The organism is Streptomyces cavernicola, from assembly GCF_029968035.1.
GTDB lineage: Bacteria > Actinomycetota > Actinomycetes > Streptomycetales > Streptomycetaceae > Streptomyces > Streptomyces cavernicola.
This window is the reverse complement of record NZ_JASCIQ010000026.1, coordinates 42,512-58,578: the sequence shown is the minus strand read 5'-3', so window position 1 is coordinate 58,578 and position 16,067 is coordinate 42,512. Positions and strand designations below refer to the sequence as shown.

Below are 16,067 nucleotides of genomic sequence, written 5' to 3'. Positions count from 1 at the left end.
GTCCTGTTCGACCCGAGAGGGACGTTATCGGGCATTACTCAACGAACGTGCCTAGTTCGCCAATATCAGACTCATCGCCTCGGCCCGCGTCGTGGCGTCGCGCAGCTGGCCGCGCACCGCCGAGGTCGTCGTCTTGGCGCCCGGCTTCCGAATGCCGCGCACCGACATGCACATGTGCTCGGCCTGAACCACCACGATCGCTCCGCGCGCCTCGAGGATGCGCATCAGCGAGTCGGCGATCTGCGTGGTGAGCCGCTCCTGCACCTGCGGGCGGCGGGCGTACACCTCCACCAGCCGGGCCAACTTCGAGAGGCCGGTGATCTTCCCGCTCTCCGCCGGTATGTACCCGACGTGGGCCACCCCGTGGAACGGCAGCAGATGATGCTCACAGAACGAAACGATCTCGATGTCCTTCACCAGGACCATCTCGTCGTGCCCAAGGTCGAAGGTCGTCGTGAGAACGTCCTCGGGCTCCTGCCAGAGCCCCGCGAGGAGCTCCCGATACGCCCGCGCCACGCGTGCCGGCGTCTCCCGCAGCCCCTCGCGGTCCGGGTCCTCGCCGACCGCGATGAGGAGTTCCCGTACGGCGTTCTCTGCCCGCTTCTCGTCGAACTCGCCGATCGAGCTCTCGCCGTCCAGCGTCACCGGGTCGGTCATCTGTGCCTCGTTCCTGTTACGACGGGCAGCGTTCCTCCACGACTGCCGTGTGCGGACACCAAAATGCCGCGCCCCCCAAGGCTAGAACCAGGGGGGCGCGGCATCCATTCCGGGCCCGCTGTCGGGGCCGGGAGCCGGAAATCAGCTCTCCGGGCGTTCCTCCGGGGCGGGCGCCTTCGTCAGGTCCGCCGGAGTCGCCGTCTCCGTCGCCGCCGTCACCGCGGGGGTGCCGTTGGCGCCGTTGGTGAGCGACAGCTCCTTCGGGGAGAGCACCGGGGGCCTCGTCGACGGCGTGCGCCGCGAGGAGCCGGTCCACGCCGGGCGGGCCGGGCGCTTCACGATCGGCGCGAAGATCTCGGCGATCTCCTCCTTGCCGAGCGTCTCCCGCTCCAGGAGCTGGAGCACCAGGTTGTCGAGGACGTCGCGATTCTCGACGAGGATCTCCCACGCTTCGTTGTGGGCGGTCTCGATGAGCTTCTTGACCTCTTCGTCGACCAGCGCGGCGACCTCTTCCGAGTAGTCCCGCTGGTGCGCCATCTCACGGCCGAGGAACGGCTCGGTGTTGTCGCCGCCGAACTTGATGGCGCCGAGCCGCTCGGTCATGCCGTACTGCGTGACCATGGCTCGGGCCGTGGCGGTGGCCTTCTCGATGTCGTTCGCCGCGCCCGTGGTCGGGTCGTGGAAGACGAGCTCCTCGGCCGCGCGCCCGCCCAGCATGTACGCGAGCTGGTCGAGCATCTCGTTGCGCGTGGTCGAGTACTTGTCCTCGTCGGGCAGGACCATCGTGTAGCCCAGAGCACGGCCTCGCGAGAGGATCGTGATCTTGTGGACCGGGTCGGAGTTCGGCGAAGCCGCCGCGACCAGGGCATGACCGCCCTCGTGGTACGCGGTGATCTTCTTCTCCTTGTCCGACATGATCCGGGTCCGCTTCTGCGGGCCCGCGACCACACGGTCGATCGCCTCGTCCAGGAAGTGGTTGTCGATCAGCTTCTTGTCGCTGCGAGCGGTCAGAAGCGCGGCCTCGTTGAGGACGTTGGAGAGATCGGCACCCGTGAAGCCGGGGGTGCGGCGGGCGACGGCCGAGAGGTCGACGTCCGGGGCGACCGGCTTGCCCTTCTGGTGCACCTTGAGGATCTCCAGGCGGCCCTGCATGTCCGGACGGTCGACGGCGATCTGCCGGTCGAAGCGGCCGGGGCGCAGCAGCGCCGGGTCGAGGATGTCCGGGCGGTTCGTGGCGGCGATCAGGATGACGCCGCCCTTCACGTCGAAGCCGTCCATCTCGACGAGCAGCTGGTTCAGGGTCTGCTCGCGCTCGTCGTGACCACCGCCGAGGCCGGCGCCGCGGTGGCGGCCGACCGCGTCGATCTCGTCGACGAAGACGATCGCCGGGGCGTTCGCCTTGGCCTGCTCGAAGAGGTCACGGACACGGGAGGCGCCGACACCGACGAACATCTCGACGAAGTCGGAGCCGGAGATCGAGTAGAACGGGACGCCCGCCTCACCGGCGACGGCGCGCGCGAGCAGCGTCTTACCGGTACCGGGCGGGCCGTAGAGCAGGACGCCCTTGGGGATCTTGGCGCCGACGGCCTGGAACTTGGCCGGCTCCTGCAGGAACTCCTTGATCTCGTGGAGCTCCTCGACGGCCTCGTCCGAGCCGGCGACGTCGGAGAACGTCGTCTTGGGGGTGTCCTTGGTGATCAGCTTGGCCTTGGACTTCCCGAAGTTCATGACTCGGGAGCCGCCGCCCTGCATCTGGTTCATCAGGAACAGGAAGACGACGACGATGAGGACGAAGGGAAGCAACGAGAGCAGGATCCCGACGAACGGGTTCTGCTTGGAGGGCGAGACGGTGTAACCGTCCTTGATGTCGCCGTTCTCGTAGTTCTGCTGCAGCTTGGTGGCCAGCTGGGCGCCCTGGTCGCCGATGTAGCTCGCCTGGATCTTGGCGCTGCCGCCGTACTTGTCCTTGTCGGCGCCGCCCTTCAGTTCGACCTTGATGGTCTGTTCGTCACCGGTGGTGAGCTTGGCGGTCTGCGCCTGCTTGTCGTCGATGGCCTTGATGACCTGCGCGGTGTCCACCGTCTTGAAGCCGCCGGACGAGCCGACGACCTGCATCAACACGACCACGGCGAGGACGGCCAGCACGATCCACATGACCGGCCCACGGAAGTATCGCTTCACGTCCATCCATACGGAGCGGAATCGCCCCGTCCCTCCTGCCATAGTGAGTTTGATAAGGCGTTGAAAAGACTGTTCTTCGGACGGTACCCCAGCATTGTCCCCGGAGACGCAGGGGACGGCGGGCAAACCCGTCTTCCCCTGCTCCAACGGCGGGAACGCCCTGAGGGTTCCCGTGGGGCTTCCCGCCCGGCTCAGCCGCCGTAGACGTGCGGGGCGAGCGTGCCGACGAACGGCAGGTTGCGGTACTTCTCGGAGTAGTCCAGGCCGTACCCCACGACGAACTCGTTGGGGATGTCGAAGCCGACCCACTTCACGTCGATCGCGACCTTCGCGGCGTCCGGCTTGCGAAGCAGCGTGCAGACCTCAAGGGAGGCGGGCTCGCGGGAGCCGAGGTTGGAGAGCAGCCAGGACAGCGTCAGGCCGGAGTCGATGATGTCCTCGACGATCAGGACGTGCTTGCCCTTGATGTCGGTGTCGAGGTCCTTGAGGATCCGCACCACGCCGGAGGACTGGGTCCCGGCGCCGTACGAGGACACCGCCATCCAGTCCATCGTGACCGGGGTGGACAGCGCGCGCGCCAGGTCCGCCATCACCATGACGGCGCCCTTCAGGACACCGACGATGAGCAGATCCTTGCCCGCGTACTCCGCGTCGACCTTGGCGGCCAGCTCGGCCAGCTTCGCGTCGATCTCTTCCTTGGTGATGAGCACCGATTCGAGGTCGGTGCCCATGTCTTTCGCGTCCACCCGCACATCACTTTCGGTTCGCCGTGTGTCAGCCCTGCCGGATGACAAGTCTGCCACCCTGCCGTCGAGCCTCCACTCGGCCGGGGAGGTTGATGGCTCCCTGACCGCGCCAGCCGGTGATCAGCCGGTCGACCTCTTCGATGTGCCGGGCGAACAGCGAGCCCGCAGGTGAGCCCGCCGCGACGGCGGTGCGGCGCAGGACGCGGCGGCGCACGGCAGGCGGCAGGGCGTAGAGCTTGGCGCAGTCGAGCAGCCCGGACTCGTCGCGTACGGAGGACTCGGCCTCGGCGGCCCAGGAGTCCAGGGCGTCGGCGTCGTCGCGGGAGAGCTGGGCGGTGCGGGCGAGGGCCTCGACGACTCCTTTGCCGAGGGCCTTCTCCAGGGCGGGCAGGCCTTCGTGGCGGAGCCGGGAGCGGGTGTAGGCCGGGTCGGCGTTGTGCGGGTCGTCCCAGACGGGCAGCGACTGGACCATGCAGGCCTTGCGGGCGGTCTGGCGGTCGAGCTGCAGGAAGGGGCGGCGGTAGCGGCCGCTCGCGCCGGGTCCGCCGGAGACGGCGGCCATGCCGGAGAGGGAGCGGATGCCGGAGCCGCGGGCGAGGCCGAGCAGGACGGTCTCCGCCTGGTCGTCGCGGGTGTGGCCGAGGAGGATCGCGTCGGCCCCGTGGCGTTCGGCGACGGCGTCCAGGGCTGCGTACCGGGCGTCGCGGGCGGCGGCTTCGGGGCCGCCCTCGCGGCCGACGGAGACGGCGACGGACTCGACGGGTTCGAGGCTGAGGGCGGTCATGCGGGCGACGACCTCGGCGGCGCGCAGATCGGAGCCGTCCTGCAGGCCGTGGTCGACGGTGACGCCGCCGGGGCGGATGCCGAGCTTCGGGGCCTCGAAGGCGAGGGCGGAGGCAAGGGCCATGGAGTCGGCGCCGCCGGAGCAGGCGACGAGGACGAGGGGCGCGCGGCCCGGCTCGACAGCGGTGGCGGCAGGGGCGGCGGCGACGCCGCTCGATGCGTGGGAGTGCGCGGCGAGATCGCGCGCGGCGAGGTCGGTGAGTACGTCGTGGAGTACGCGGCGGACCGCCAGGCGTATCGCCGCGACCGCGGGGTGGGGACCCATTGCCCGGTTCCCTTCGTGAAGTTCGGGGGTGTGTCTCGGATCGAGTCACTTGAGGATCGTTCGCTCCGCGTTCGGACCTGTACGTCGTCACTCAGAGTGCGTCGATGGTGACAGAGCCGAGCGGCTACCCGAGCATTGCACGCCTATCCATGACTCACGGTCCCTCGGAAGGGTGATTGCGGGGGCACAGTTCTGCCACGGGCGGCATGGCTGTCACGACTCTGCCTTACGGTGCACCCTCGCGACCCAGTCCGCCGGTTTGGCGATCTCCGCCTTGGTGGGGAGGGTGTTGGGCGAGGTCCAGACGCGATTGAAGCCGTCCATGCCGACCTGTTCGACGACGGCGCGCACGAACCGTTCGCCGTCCCGGTACTGGCGCAGTTTGGCGTCCAGGCCGAGGAGCTTGCGCAGGGCGAGGTCGAGGCGGGAGGCGCCCTTGGCCCGGCGCTCCTTGAACTTCTCCCTGATCTCCGTGACGGAGGGGACGACGGCGGGCCCGACGCCGTCCATCACGAAGTCGGCGTGCCCTTCGAGCAGGGACATCACGGCGGTGAGGCGGCCGAGCACCTCACGCTGGGCGGGGGTCTGGACGAGCTCGACGAGGGAGCGGCCGCCCTCCTCGTCCTCCTCGGGGCGGCCGTTGCCGGAGAGGGACGAGGCGGCCTCGCGCAGCCGCTCCAGGACGGTCATCGGGTCGACCTCGGTCTCGCCGAGGAATGTCTGGATCTCGCCCTCGAGGTGGTCGCGGAGCCAGGGCACGGCGGTGAACTGCGTGCGGTGGGTCTCCTCGTGCAGGCAGACCCAGAGCCTGAAGTCGTGCGGGTCGACGTCGAGTTCGCGCTCCACGTGGACGATGTTCGGCGCGACCAGGAGCAGCCGGCCGCCGCCGTCGGCCGCCGCGGGGAAGTCGCGGCTGGGCGGGGCGAAGGTCTCGTACTGGCCGAGCACGCGCGAGGCGAGGAAGGAGAGGAGCATGCCGAGCTCCACTCCGGTGACCTTGCCGCCGACCGCGCCGAGCATCGCGTTGCCGGGGCCGCCGCCGCGGCGGTCCTGCATCTTGTCGAGGAGCGGCTTGAGGAGCTCACGGAACCCGGCGACGTTGGCCCGCACCCAGCCGGCCCGGTCCACGACCAGGACGGGGGTGTCGTGCGCCGCCTCCGTCGCCATCCGTGTGAAGGAACGGACGTGCTCCTCGGAGGACTTGGCGTGCCTGCGCAGCTCGCCGACGACGGCGCGGGCCTCGTCCCGGCTGACCTCGGGCCCCGGCCGTACGAGCCGGGTCGCGGTCGCCACCGCGAGATTCCAGTCGACCATCCCTGCAGATGCGGCACCACCGATGCTCGTCATGCGTCAACCGTACGTGCTCGCACCGACGGATGAAGGGCCTCGGAACGGCACGGGACGGTTCCGCGCCGGGAGCGTCAGCGGCAGCCGCAGTTGGCGATCGCCGAGGCGAGGCGGTCGAGGGTGGACTGGGCGGCGTTCGGGTCGCCGGTGCCGGAGGCGGTGAAGGCGAAGACGAGGAGGCGGCCGTCCGCGTCGACGACGGTGCCCGCGAGGGTGTTCACGCCGGTCAGGGTGCCCGTCTTGGCGCGGACGAGGCCGGTGCCCGGGGCACTGGCGCCACTTCCGGCGTAACGATTGCGCAGGGTGCCGGTGAAGCCGGCGACGGGCAGGCCGGTGAGGACGGGGCGGAGCTCGGGGCGGTCCGGGTCGGAGGCGCGGGCGAGGAGGGTGGTGAGGAGTTTCGCGCTCACCCGGTCCTCGCGGTCGAGGCCGCTGCCGTCGGCGAACTTCGCCTTGTCCAGCGGGAGTTCGAGCTTCTTCAGCTCCTTCTTGACGGCCTTGGCGGCGCCGTCGAAGCTCGCCGGTTCGCCGGCGGCGATGGCGGTCTGCCGGGCGAGGTGCTCGGCGATGTCGTTGTCGCTGTGCGTCAGCATCCGCTCGACGAGTGCGGCGAGCGGCGCGGAGCGCACGGTTCCGATGTCCTCCGCGCCCTTGCCCGCCTTCTTCGACTTCGGCTCGCCCTCGACGTCCACGTCCCGGTCGCGCAGCAGGTCGGCGAAGGTGCGGGCGGCGTCCCGCGCCGGTTCGGCGGTACGCGGGGCCGGGCCGCTGGTGGAGTCGTCGAGGCGGCCCTCGTCGGCCATCAGGGGGCTGATGGGGGCGATGTTCTCGTTGGGGCCGATGGGGTGCAGGTCCGGCCCCGAGTACGCGGAGGTGTCGTACGAGAGCTTGATCTTGTCGATGCCTCGGGTGCGCAGGGCGGCGGCGGTGGCGTCGGCGAGGGTGTGCAGGCTGGCGTTGCCCAGGTTGCCCTTGCGTGCGGTGAGGGTGGGGTCGCCGCCGCCGACGAGGGTGACGCGGTCCTTCTTCAGGACGGTGCGGGTGGCGATGCGGTGGTCCGGGCCGAGGGCCGAGAGCGCCGCGGCGGCGGTGGCGATCTTGATGGTCGACGCGGGGGTGACGGCGTCACCGGCCTTGGAGCCGTACACCTCGGCGCCGGTGGCGGCGTCGACGACGGAGGCGGTGCGGCGGGCGCCGAGGGAGGGGTCCTTGAGGAGGGGGTCGAGCACGTCGGCGAGGGCGCGCCCGGTGGGGGCGGGAGCGCCGCCCGCGGGAGCGCCGAGGCCGGTGAGCACGCCGGGGGCGCTCGGGGCGACGTTCGGTTCACCACCGTTGCCGTGATCTGCGCCACCGTCCCGGCCTGCGGCATTGCTCAGGGCCCGCTCGGCCGTACGCTGGCCGGAGTCCCAAGGGCCGGCCGCGGTCACCGCCACGGCCGAGATCGCGAGGCCGACCGTGGCCGCGCACGCCGTGAGCTGCCAGGTCGTGAGCTTCCGGAGCCGCGGGGGTCCGGACGGATCGGGAAGCGGCGGAAGCTTCACGGGCCGCTGTGGCCGTCGCAGCGCGGAAAGCCGCCGCACCTTGAGCTCAGGCACCACGACCAGCCCCTTTCGCGATCACACACCTGCGTGAGGGACACTTAATCACTGCGTCTTGCCGCGGGATCGCACCGCGGTGGGTCCGACCACATAAAAAGGCCGGAGTTGGTGCCCGCGGAGTAACCGCTGTTCGCAGCGGTGTCCCACGGGAGGACGCAGCATCGCCCATAGTTTGTGTTGATCATGGAGGAGCATCCGGTGGAGTTCGACGTCACGATCGAGATTCCGAAGGGTTCGCGGAACAAGTACGAGGTGGACCACGAGACCGGTCGTATCCGTCTGGACCGTCGCCTGTTCACCTCGACCAGCTACCCGGCCGACTACGGCTTCGTCGAGAACACCCTCGGCGAGGACGGTGACCCGCTGGACGCCCTGGTCATCCTGGACGAGCCGACCTTCCCGGGCTGCCTCATCAAGTGCCGCGCCATCGGCATGTTCCGGATGACGGACGAGGCGGGCGGCGACGACAAGCTGCTCTGCGTGCCGGCCTCCGACCCGCGCGTGGAGCACCTGCGGGACATCCACCACGTCTCCGAGTTCGACCGCCTGGAGATCCAGCACTTCTTCGAGGTCTACAAGGACCTGGAGCCGGGCAAGTCCGTCGAGGGCGCCGACTGGGTCGGCCGGACCGACGCCGAGGCCGAGATCGAGCGCTCGTACAAGCGCTTCGAGGAGCAGGGCGGTCACTGACCCCCAGCGCCGCACAGCCGCCGAAAGAGGCCGCGCGCACCCCTTGTGGGGGTCCGCGCGGCCTCTTCGCGTGTCCATGCTCATACTGGCCGTATCGGAGGTGCGTACGAGGGCCGCAAGGGCTGCCAACACTCGTCGGCCCAGGCAACACAGAAGGTGAGGAAGGTGGCTGACACCGCGGAGGAGGAAGACCGCAAACCGCAGTCGGACGAGGCGCACAGCGCGTTCGCCCCTGTCGGTGGCGTGGAGACTCCCGCTGTGCCGGAGGAGGAGCATCCGACCTCCGAGTTCACCATCCCCGAGGGGCTGCGGATCCCGCCCGCCCCGGAGGAGACGGAGACGTCGGCGTTCAAGCCGCCGCCCAACTACGAGGCGCGGATCTCGTACACGTTCACGCCGCCCTCGGGCGTGCCCATGGTCAAGCTGACCAAGGAGGCGCCCTGGCAGGACCGGATGCGCACGATGCTGCGCACCCCGGTGGCCGAGCGGCCGGCGCCCGAGGCGACGCAGAAGCACGAGGACGAGGCGGGCCCCGCGGTCCCGCGCGTGCTCGACCTGACGCTGCGTATCGGGGAGCTGCTGCTCGCGGGCGGTGAGGGGGCCGAGGACGTGGAGGCGGCGATGTTCGCCGTGACCCGGGCCTACGGCCTGGACCGCTGCGAGCCGACCGTCACGTTCACGCTGCTGTCCATCTCGTACCAGCCGTCTCTCGTCGACGACCCGGTGACGTCCTCGCGTACGGTGCGGCGGCGCGGCACCGACTACACGCGTCTCGCGGCCGTGTACCGGCTCGTCGACGACATCGGCTCCGAGGACGTCGAGGTCTCCCTTGAGGAGGCCTACCGGCGCCTGGCGGAGATCCGCAGGAACCGGCACCCGTACCCCGGCTGGGCGCTCACCGCCGCGGCCGGGCTGCTCGCGGGGGCGGCGGCGACGCTGGTGGGCGGCACGGTCGTGGTGTTCTTCGCCGCGGCACTCGGCGCGATGCTGGGCGACCGGCTGGCGTGGCTGTGCGCGGGGCGCGGGCTGCCGGAGTTCTACCAGTTCATCGCCGCCGCGATGCCGCCCGCCGCGGTGGGCGTCGCGATCAGCCTCCTGGACCTGCCGGACGTACGGGCCTCCGCGGTGATCACCGGTGGCCTGTTCGCGCTGATCCCGGGGCGGGCCCTGGTCGCGGGCGTGCAGGACGGGCTCACCGGCTACTACATCACCGCGGCGGCCCGCCTTCTGGAGGTCGGCTATCTCGTCGTCGGCATCGTGATCGGCGTGATCACGGTGCTGTATCTGGGCGTGCGCCTGAGCGCGGGGCTCAACCCGGAGACGTCCATCCACGCCGTGAACCGGCCGCTGATCCAGATCCTGGCGGCGATGGCGCTTTCGATGGCGTTCGCGGTGCTGCTGCAGCAGGAGCGGTCCACGGTGCTGCTCGTGACGCTCAACGGCGGCGTGGCCTGGGTGATCTACGGGGCGATGGCCAACGCGGGCGGGCTTTCGCCGGTGGCCGCCACCGCGGTCGGGGCCGGTCTGGTCGGCCTCTTCGGGCAGCTGCTCTCGCGCTACCGGTTCGCTTCGGCGCTGCCGTACGTGACGGCGGCCATCGGACCGCTGCTGCCGGGTAGTTCGATCTACTTCGGGCTGCTCAACATCGCGCAGAACGAACTGAACGCGGGCCTCACACAGCTGTCCAAGGCGGCCGCACTCGCGCTCGCCATCGCGATCGGCGTGAACCTGGGCGGCGAGCTGGCCCGGCTGTTCCTGAAGGTGCCGGCCGGGGAGGAGCTGGCCGGCGGCGACCGCAAGTCGGCGAAGCGTACGCGCGGCTTCTGAGCCGCTGAGCTCCACCCCGGATACGCGAGGAGGGGCGGTCCGTACACCTCGTACGGACCGCCCCTCCTGGGCGTCGGCGAACGCTCGGTTCAGCGCCTGGCGTGCCGGCCGCGCTGGCCGGGGTCGCCCGGGTCGCCGGGCTGGCCGGGCTGCTGCTGGGGGTGGGGCTGAGCCTGGCCCGGCTGCGGCGCGTACGGCTGGGGCTGCCGGCCGTACTGCTGGGGCTGTTGGGGCTGTTGGGGCTGTTGGGGCTGTTGGGGCTGCTGGGGCTGGTGAGCCTGCGGCTGCTGCCCGTACGGCTGGGGCTGCTCGCCCTGGCGCTGGGGCTGGGGCTGCTGGCCGTACGGCTGCGGCTGGTGCGGCTGGTGGGCGTGCAGCTGTGTGGTGGGGTGGTCCACGCCCGGCGCACCCGGCGCACCCGGCGCGGGGGCGGCCGGAGCGGCGGGGGCCTCGGCGGCGGCCTTCTTGCTCTTGGAGCGGGCGCGCAGGAACTCGATGATGATCGGCACGACCGAGATCAGGACGATCAGGATCAGGATCGCCTCGATGTTCTTGTGCACGAAGTCGATGTTGCCGAGCCAGGCGCCGAGCAGCGTGACGCCCGCGCCCCACAGCACGCCGCCGAGGACGTTGAACGTGATGAACGAGCGGTAGTTCATCTTGGAGACGCCGGCGATGATCGGCGTGAACGTCCGCACGATCGGCACGAAGCGGGCCAGGACCAGGGACTTCGGGCCGTGCTTCTCGAAGAATTCATGCGCCTTCGTCACGTTCTCCTGCTTGAAGAGGCGGGAGTCCGGGCGGTTGAAGAGCGCCGGGCCGACCTTGCGGCCGAAGAGGTAACCCGCCTGGTCGCCGAGGATCGCGGCGAGGCAGACCAGCGTGCAGACGAGCCACAGCGGGGTGTCGAGCTTGCCCGTCGTCACCAGGAGTCCCGTGGTGAACAGCAGGGAGTCGCCCGGCAGGAAGAAGCCGATCAGCAGGCCCGACTCGGCGAACACGATGATCAGCAGGCCGATGAGTCCGAACTTGTTCAGCAGAAAGTCCGGATCGAGCCAGCTTGGTCCGAGCGCAAGCGTCGTCATCACGGGTCCGGGCTCCTGGGGGTGTCGGTGGAGGGGAAGCAGCCGATGCGGCCGCCCAAAGCTATCAACGCGAGGAACGGGGGCCAGGTTCCACCGTGCTCCCCCAGGATGCACGGCCCCGGTATCCGGACAAAGCTGAGCAGTCGAGCGGTATCGAGCGGTATCGACCCGACGGAGGAGGACGAGGATGAGCATCCAGGACTTCGGTGGCGGCCAGACGCCGGAGGCGGACGTCCTGGTCGTGACGACCAACGACGTGCCCGGATTCCATGTGCAGCAGGTGATCGGCGAGGTCTTCGGGCTCACCGTGCGGTCCCGGCACCTCGGCAGCCAGATCGGCGCGGGGCTCAAGTCGATGATCGGCGGCGAGCTCAAGGGGCTGACGAAGACGCTCGTCGAGACCCGCAACCAGGCGATGGAACGCCTCGTGGAGCAGGCACGCGCGCGTGGCGCCAACGCGGTCCTCATGTTCCGGTTCGACGTGGCCGAGGCGATGGAGGGCGCGGCGGAGGTGTGCGCGTACGGCACGGCCGTGGTGATCGCGCCGCAGTCCTGAGCAGGCGGTTCCACGAGACGGAAGTAAGGGGCGCCGCACCATTGCGGGCGCCCCTTACCGGTCACGCACAGGGCCTGTCAGCCTTCGGACCCATCACGCGTGCCGGTTCGCGTTGGCCACGATCGCGTCGCGCTCGTACGCGGCGAGGCCCGGCTTGGTCTTGTCGATGTTGACGGTGAAGCGCTGGTCGGACACGTACATCTCGCCGATGCAGCTGTGCAGTTCGTGCGAGCACTCGTAGTGGTTGCGGCACATCCACTGCCGGTGCTCCTCGGCGGCGTCCATCGCCTCCTCGGAGTCCGGGGCGACGCCCGCCTCCATCAGGGCCACGAAGCGCCGGGTGACCTCGTCGCCCTCGCGCTGGATGCGCAGCCAGTCCTCCTTCGTGTACGAGGCCTGGCGGCGCTTCGACTCCGCGTACGCCTCGGTGTCGCCCCAGCGCTGTTCGACCTCCTCCTCGTACTGGTCCGGGTCGTGGTCGCCGAAGACCTCGAACTTCTCCTCGGGCGTGAGGTTGATGCCCATCTTCTTCGCCTCCATGGCGGTCTCGACGGCGGCGGCCATCTTCTGCAGTCGGGCGATCCGTTCGGTCAGCAGCCGATGCTGCCTGCGCAGGTGCTCGCGCGGGTTCGCGTCCGGGTCGTCCAGGAGTGCCGCCACCTCGTCGAGCGGGAAGCCGAGCTCCCGGTAGAACAGGATCTGCTGCAGCCGGTCCAGGTCCGCGTCGCTGTAGCGCCGGTGCCCGGCGCGGTTGCGCTCGCTGGGGACCAGCAGGCCGATCTCGTCGTAGTGGTGCAGCGTGCGCACCGTGACGCCCGCGAACTCCGCGACCTGTCCCACGGAATAGCTCATCGCCGCCCGCTCCCTTCGGTGTTCCTTCGGTACGTCACTCACCCTCGGTCCTCACGCCGCGTGAGGTGCAAGCCCGATTCTCCGGCGGTTCCACGAGCGGCACGCTCGACAGGCTTTCGCCCCTTTTGCCTGGTTATCGTGACCGCGTACGGGACCGCTTGTACGCGTACGAGAGAGAGGCGCCGCGATGTCCCTGCACAAGGGCGAGAAGCAGGAGCCGGGGCCGGGGCCGGACGGCGAGCTGCGCAGGCTCGCCCTGAACCCCTTCCTCGGGGAGGCGAACCCGGTCGGCGGCATGACCGATGCGCCGCCCAGACACCGGCTCCCGGACGGGCCGCTGCCGCCGTCGACCGCGTACCAACTGGTCCACGACGAGCTGATGCTGGACGGCAACGCGCGTCTGAACCTGGCCACGTTCGTCACCACCTGGATGGAGCCGCAGGCCGGCGTGCTGATGTCGGAGTGCCGGGACAAAAACATGATCGACAAGGACGAGTACCCGCGCACCGCCGAGCTGGAGCGGCGCTGCGTGGCGATGCTCGCCGACCTGTGGCACGCACCCGACGGGGACGCGGCGGTGGGCTGCTCGACGACCGGTTCGAGCGAGGCGTGCATGCTCGCCGGGATGGCGCTCAAGCGGCGCTGGGCCAAGCGCAACGCCGACCGGTACCCCTCGCGCGAGGCCAGGCCCAATCTCGTCATGGGCGTCAACGTGCAGGTCTGCTGGGAGAAGTTCTGCAACTTCTGGGAGGTGGAGGCCCGCCAGGTCCCCATGGAGGGCGAGCGCTTCCACCTGGACCCGCGGGCGGCGGCCGAGCTGTGCGACGAGAACACCATCGGAGTCGTCGCGGTGCTCGGCTCCACCTTCGACGGTTCGTACGAGCCGGTGGCCGAACTGTGCGCCGCCCTGGACGAGTTGCAGGAGCGGACGGGCCTCGACGTTCCCGTGCACGTGGACGGGGCGTCGGGCGCGATGGTCGCGCCGTTCCTCGACCCGGACCTGGAGTGGGACTTCCGGCTGCCTCGGGTGGCGTCGATCAACACGTCCGGGCACAAGTACGGGCTCGTCTACCCGGGCGTCGGCTGGGCGCTGTGGCGGTCGGCGGCGGAGCTGCCGGAGGAGCTGGTGTTCCGGGTGAACTATCTGGGCGGCGAGATGCCGACGTTCGCCCTGAACTTCTCCCGGCCCGGCGCGCAGGTCGTCGCGCAGTACTACACGTTCCTGCGGCTCGGCCGGGAGGGCTACCGGGCCGTTCAACAGGCCTCGCGGGACGTCGCGTCCGGGCTCGCGCGGCGCATCGAGGCCCTCGGCGACTTCCGACTCCTCACGCGCGGCGACCAGTTGCCGGTGTTCGCGTTCACCACGGCGCCCGAGGTGACGGCGTACGACGTGTTCGACGTCTCCCGTCGGCTGCGGGAGCGGGGGTGGCTCGTGCCCGCGTACACCTTTCCGGCGCACCGGGAGGATCTCTCGGTGCTGCGGGTGGTGTGCCGGAACGGGTTCTCCGCGGACCTGGCGGGGTTGTTGCTGGCGGATCTGCGGCGGGTTCTGCCGGAGTTGCGGGCGCAGGCGGGGCCTACGGGGCGCTCGTCGGCGGAGGCTACGGCCTTCCACCACTAGGGGTGCGGGGCTGGGGGTTTTTCCCCACCCCGCCCCTTCCCGGCTGTGTCAATTTGCGGCTGCCGCCGCGTGGCCTGCGGACGGCTTCCGGGGGCTACGCCCCGTGCCCCGCTGTCTTTCGGCTGCCCCACCGTTGTGGCTGGTCGCGCAGTTCCCCGCGCCCCTGTCCGGGGCTTCGCCCCCGTCTCCGGCTGTTGTTCGGCTGACCCGTCATCGTGGTTGCTCGCGCAGTTCCCCGCGCCCCTATCGGGGCCCATCAGCCCAAATTCAGCCCCTCCGGCGTTTGAGATGGGGGTCCCCCCTGCTCGAGCGCAGCCGAGAGCTTGGGGGAGGGGGTCCGGGGGCTGGCCCCGAAGCTGCTGCAAGCTTTCGGGAAGGGGCGGGGTGGGGAAAAGTCCATGCGGACAGGACCTGACCGCAAGCCCCCATAACGTCGTAGTCAAGAAGTCCGGGACCCCGGGCGGTGTCGATCGAGAGGCGGCCGATCATGGTCATGCACGTTCCCGCAGAAGCCCACGGCGACGAGCGCGGCGCCCTGCTCGCCTTCCTCGACGAGGGGCGCGGCGGCATCCGCAGGACCCTGCTCGGGCTGAGCGACGAGCAGGCGTCGAGCAAGCCGAGCGCCAGCGAGCTCTCCCTCGCGGGCCTGGTCAAGCATGTCGCCGAGACCGAACAGGGCTGGGTGGCCCGTGCCAAGGGCGAGGCCCCCGCCATGGAGCGCGACGAGTCCAACTGGCACGAGTGCTTCGTGCTCGTCGGCGACGAGACGCCCGCCTCGCAGCTCGCGTACTGGGACCAAGTGGCCAAGGAGACCGAGGAGTTCATCCGGAGCGCGCCCGACCTGAACGCCACGTTCGCGCTGCCGGACCAGCCGTGGTTCCCGAAGGAGCGGGTCTCGCTGCGCTGGCTGCTGCTCCGGCTGATCAGCGAGATGGACCGGCACGCCGGGCACGCGGACGTCATCCGAGAGTCCCTCGACGGGAAGACCGCCTTCGAGCTCGTGGCCGAGGAGCAGGCCCAGGGCAGCACCGCCTGACACGGCACCGCCTGACGCAGCACCGCCCGACGCCGACGGCAGCCCTCCGCGTACCCTAGTCAAAGTTGATTAGGGTGCGCCGTACGCGAAAGGGAGGGCTGCCCATGTCCGTCATCCGGCTTCTGGTCCTCGGCGCCGTCCGCATGCACGGCCGCGCGCACGGCTATCAGGTGCGCAACGACCTGGAGTACTGGGGCGCGCACGAGTGGTCGAACGCCAAGCCCGGCTCGATCTACCACGCCCTGAAGCAGATGGCGAAGCAAGGACTGCTCAAGGCGCACGAGATCGCCCCGTCCACCGCGGGCGGCCCGCCGCGCACCGAGTACGAGATCACCGAGCAGGGCGTCGAGGAGTATCTGAGGCTGCTGCGCGAGGCGCTCACCTCGTACGACCAGAAGCTGGACGTGCTCTCCGCCGGCATCGGCTTCATCGTGGACCTGCCGCGCGCGGAGGCCGTCGAGCTGCTCAAGAAGCGGGTGGAGGGCCTGCGGGAGTGGCGGAGGTCGGTCACCGAGTACTACACCCCGGCGGAGGGGCCCGCGCAGCTGGGCCACATCGGGGAGATCATGAACTTCTGGGTGCACTCGGCGGACGCCGGCGCGGAGTGGACGCGGGGCCTGATCAAGCGCATCGAGAACGGCGCGTACGTCTTCGCCGGCGAGGGCGAGCCGTTCGTGGGCGTGCTCGCCGAGGGTCAGGAGAACCCGTACGCGACCGGGGAGCGGCACCCCGAGGATGGGGACTGAACTCCCGTGCCCGCACC

14 protein-coding genes are annotated in these 16,067 nt (G+C 70.3%); 6 read left to right on the top strand and 8 right to left on the bottom strand.

Annotated elements, in window-relative coordinates:
• Positions 1-51 precede the first annotated feature (51 nt).
• The 6 genes from folE to dacB all read right to left on the bottom strand — a co-directional run bounded on the left by folE (position 52) and on the right by dacB (position 7,580).
• The gene (folE, locus tag QIS96_RS23610; RefSeq protein WP_282544708.1) at positions 52-657 is read right to left on the bottom strand and encodes a GTP cyclohydrolase I FolE; all 606 of its coding nucleotides are present in this window, start codon (positions 655-657) and stop codon (positions 52-54) included.
• Between the two features lie 141 nt (positions 658-798).
• Positions 799-2,844, bottom strand: a complete 2,046-nt coding sequence (ftsH, locus tag QIS96_RS23605) for an ATP-dependent zinc metalloprotease FtsH (RefSeq protein ID WP_282544707.1) — start codon at positions 2,842-2,844, stop codon at positions 799-801.
• A gap of 185 nt (positions 2,845-3,029) precedes the next feature.
• Positions 3,030-3,569, bottom strand: a complete 540-nt coding sequence (gene hpt / locus QIS96_RS23600) for a hypoxanthine phosphoribosyltransferase (protein WP_282544768.1) — start codon at positions 3,567-3,569, stop codon at positions 3,030-3,032.
• Between the two features lie 43 nt (positions 3,570-3,612).
• The gene (gene tilS, locus QIS96_RS23595) at positions 3,613-4,692 is read right to left on the bottom strand and encodes a tRNA lysidine(34) synthetase TilS (RefSeq protein WP_282544706.1); all 1,080 of its coding nucleotides are present in this window, start codon (positions 4,690-4,692) and stop codon (positions 3,613-3,615) included.
• 213 nt (positions 4,693-4,905) lie between these two features.
• On the bottom strand, positions 4,906-6,039 hold the full coding sequence (locus QIS96_RS23590) for a zinc-dependent metalloprotease (RefSeq protein WP_282544705.1): 1,134 nt from the start codon (positions 6,037-6,039) through the stop codon (positions 4,906-4,908).
• 74 nt (positions 6,040-6,113) lie between these two features.
• Positions 6,114-7,580, bottom strand: coding sequence for a D-alanyl-D-alanine carboxypeptidase/D-alanyl-D-alanine endopeptidase (dacB, locus tag QIS96_RS23585; RefSeq protein ID WP_282544767.1), 1,467 nt, complete (start codon positions 7,578-7,580; stop codon positions 6,114-6,116).
• A gap of 255 nt (positions 7,581-7,835) precedes the next feature.
• Here dacB and QIS96_RS23580 point away from each other — a divergent pair, with 255 nt between their 5' ends.
• Both QIS96_RS23580 and QIS96_RS23575 read left to right on the top strand, forming a co-directional pair.
• On the top strand, positions 7,836-8,327 hold the full coding sequence (locus tag QIS96_RS23580) for an inorganic diphosphatase (protein WP_282544766.1): 492 nt from the start codon (positions 7,836-7,838) through the stop codon (positions 8,325-8,327).
• A 165-nt stretch (positions 8,328-8,492) separates the two neighbouring features.
• Complete coding sequence (locus QIS96_RS23575) at positions 8,493-10,154, top strand: threonine/serine exporter family protein (RefSeq protein WP_282544704.1); 1,662 nt, start codon at positions 8,493-8,495, stop codon at positions 10,152-10,154.
• A gap of 89 nt (positions 10,155-10,243) precedes the next feature.
• Here the strand turns inward: QIS96_RS23575 and QIS96_RS23570 are convergent, their stop codons facing one another.
• Positions 10,244-11,239: a DedA family protein gene (locus QIS96_RS23570; protein WP_282544703.1), complete on the bottom strand. Its 996-nt coding sequence runs from the start codon at positions 11,237-11,239 to the stop codon at positions 10,244-10,246.
• A gap of 187 nt (positions 11,240-11,426) precedes the next feature.
• Between QIS96_RS23570 and QIS96_RS23565 the strand changes: the two genes are divergently transcribed.
• Complete coding sequence (locus tag QIS96_RS23565) at positions 11,427-11,795, top strand: YbjQ family protein (protein WP_282544702.1); 369 nt, start codon at positions 11,427-11,429, stop codon at positions 11,793-11,795.
• Positions 11,796-11,888: 93 nt separating this feature from the next.
• Here the strand turns inward: QIS96_RS23565 and QIS96_RS23560 are convergent, their stop codons facing one another.
• The gene (locus QIS96_RS23560; RefSeq protein WP_282544701.1) at positions 11,889-12,647 is read right to left on the bottom strand and encodes a MerR family transcriptional regulator; all 759 of its coding nucleotides are present in this window, start codon (positions 12,645-12,647) and stop codon (positions 11,889-11,891) included.
• Between the two features lie 187 nt (positions 12,648-12,834).
• On the opposite strand from QIS96_RS23560, the gene QIS96_RS23555 reads away from it, so the two are divergent.
• From QIS96_RS23555 to QIS96_RS23545, 3 genes are all read left to right on the top strand, one after another.
• Positions 12,835-14,268, top strand: a complete 1,434-nt coding sequence (locus tag QIS96_RS23555; RefSeq protein ID WP_282544700.1) for a glutamate decarboxylase — start codon at positions 12,835-12,837, stop codon at positions 14,266-14,268.
• A 487-nt stretch (positions 14,269-14,755) separates the two neighbouring features.
• On the top strand, positions 14,756-15,304 hold the full coding sequence (locus tag QIS96_RS23550) for a DinB family protein (protein ID WP_282544699.1): 549 nt from the start codon (positions 14,756-14,758) through the stop codon (positions 15,302-15,304).
• Positions 15,305-15,408: 104 nt separating this feature from the next.
• Positions 15,409-16,050: a PadR family transcriptional regulator gene (locus QIS96_RS23545; protein ID WP_282544698.1), complete on the top strand. Its 642-nt coding sequence runs from the start codon at positions 15,409-15,411 to the stop codon at positions 16,048-16,050.
• The last annotated feature ends 17 nt before the right edge of the window (positions 16,051-16,067 follow it).

Bases quoted from the DNA above. Each gene is read 5' to 3' on its own strand.
- folE (WP_282544708.1), bottom strand. From the start codon at position 657: ATGACCGACCCGGTGACGCTGGACGGCGAGAGCTCGATCGGCGAGTTC.
- ftsH (WP_282544707.1), bottom strand. From the start codon at position 2,844: ATGGACGTGAAGCGATACTTCCGTGGGCCGGTCATGTGGATCGTGCTG.
- hpt (WP_282544768.1), bottom strand. From the start codon at position 3,569: ATGGGCACCGACCTCGAATCGGTGCTCATCACCAAGGAAGAGATCGAC.
- tilS (WP_282544706.1), bottom strand. From the start codon at position 4,692: ATGGGTCCCCACCCCGCGGTCGCGGCGATACGCCTGGCGGTCCGCCGC.
- QIS96_RS23590 (WP_282544705.1), bottom strand. From the start codon at position 6,039: ATGACGAGCATCGGTGGTGCCGCATCTGCAGGGATGGTCGACTGGAAT.
- QIS96_RS23570 (WP_282544703.1), bottom strand. From the start codon at position 11,239: ATGACGACGCTTGCGCTCGGACCAAGCTGGCTCGATCCGGACTTTCTG.
- QIS96_RS23565 (WP_282544702.1), top strand. From the start codon at position 11,427: ATGAGCATCCAGGACTTCGGTGGCGGCCAGACGCCGGAGGCGGACGTC.
- QIS96_RS23560 (WP_282544701.1), bottom strand. From the start codon at position 12,647: ATGAGCTATTCCGTGGGACAGGTCGCGGAGTTCGCGGGCGTCACGGTG.
- QIS96_RS23555 (WP_282544700.1), top strand. From the start codon at position 12,835: ATGTCCCTGCACAAGGGCGAGAAGCAGGAGCCGGGGCCGGGGCCGGAC.
- QIS96_RS23550 (WP_282544699.1), top strand. From the start codon at position 14,756: ATGGTCATGCACGTTCCCGCAGAAGCCCACGGCGACGAGCGCGGCGCC.
- QIS96_RS23545 (WP_282544698.1), top strand. From the start codon at position 15,409: ATGTCCGTCATCCGGCTTCTGGTCCTCGGCGCCGTCCGCATGCACGGC.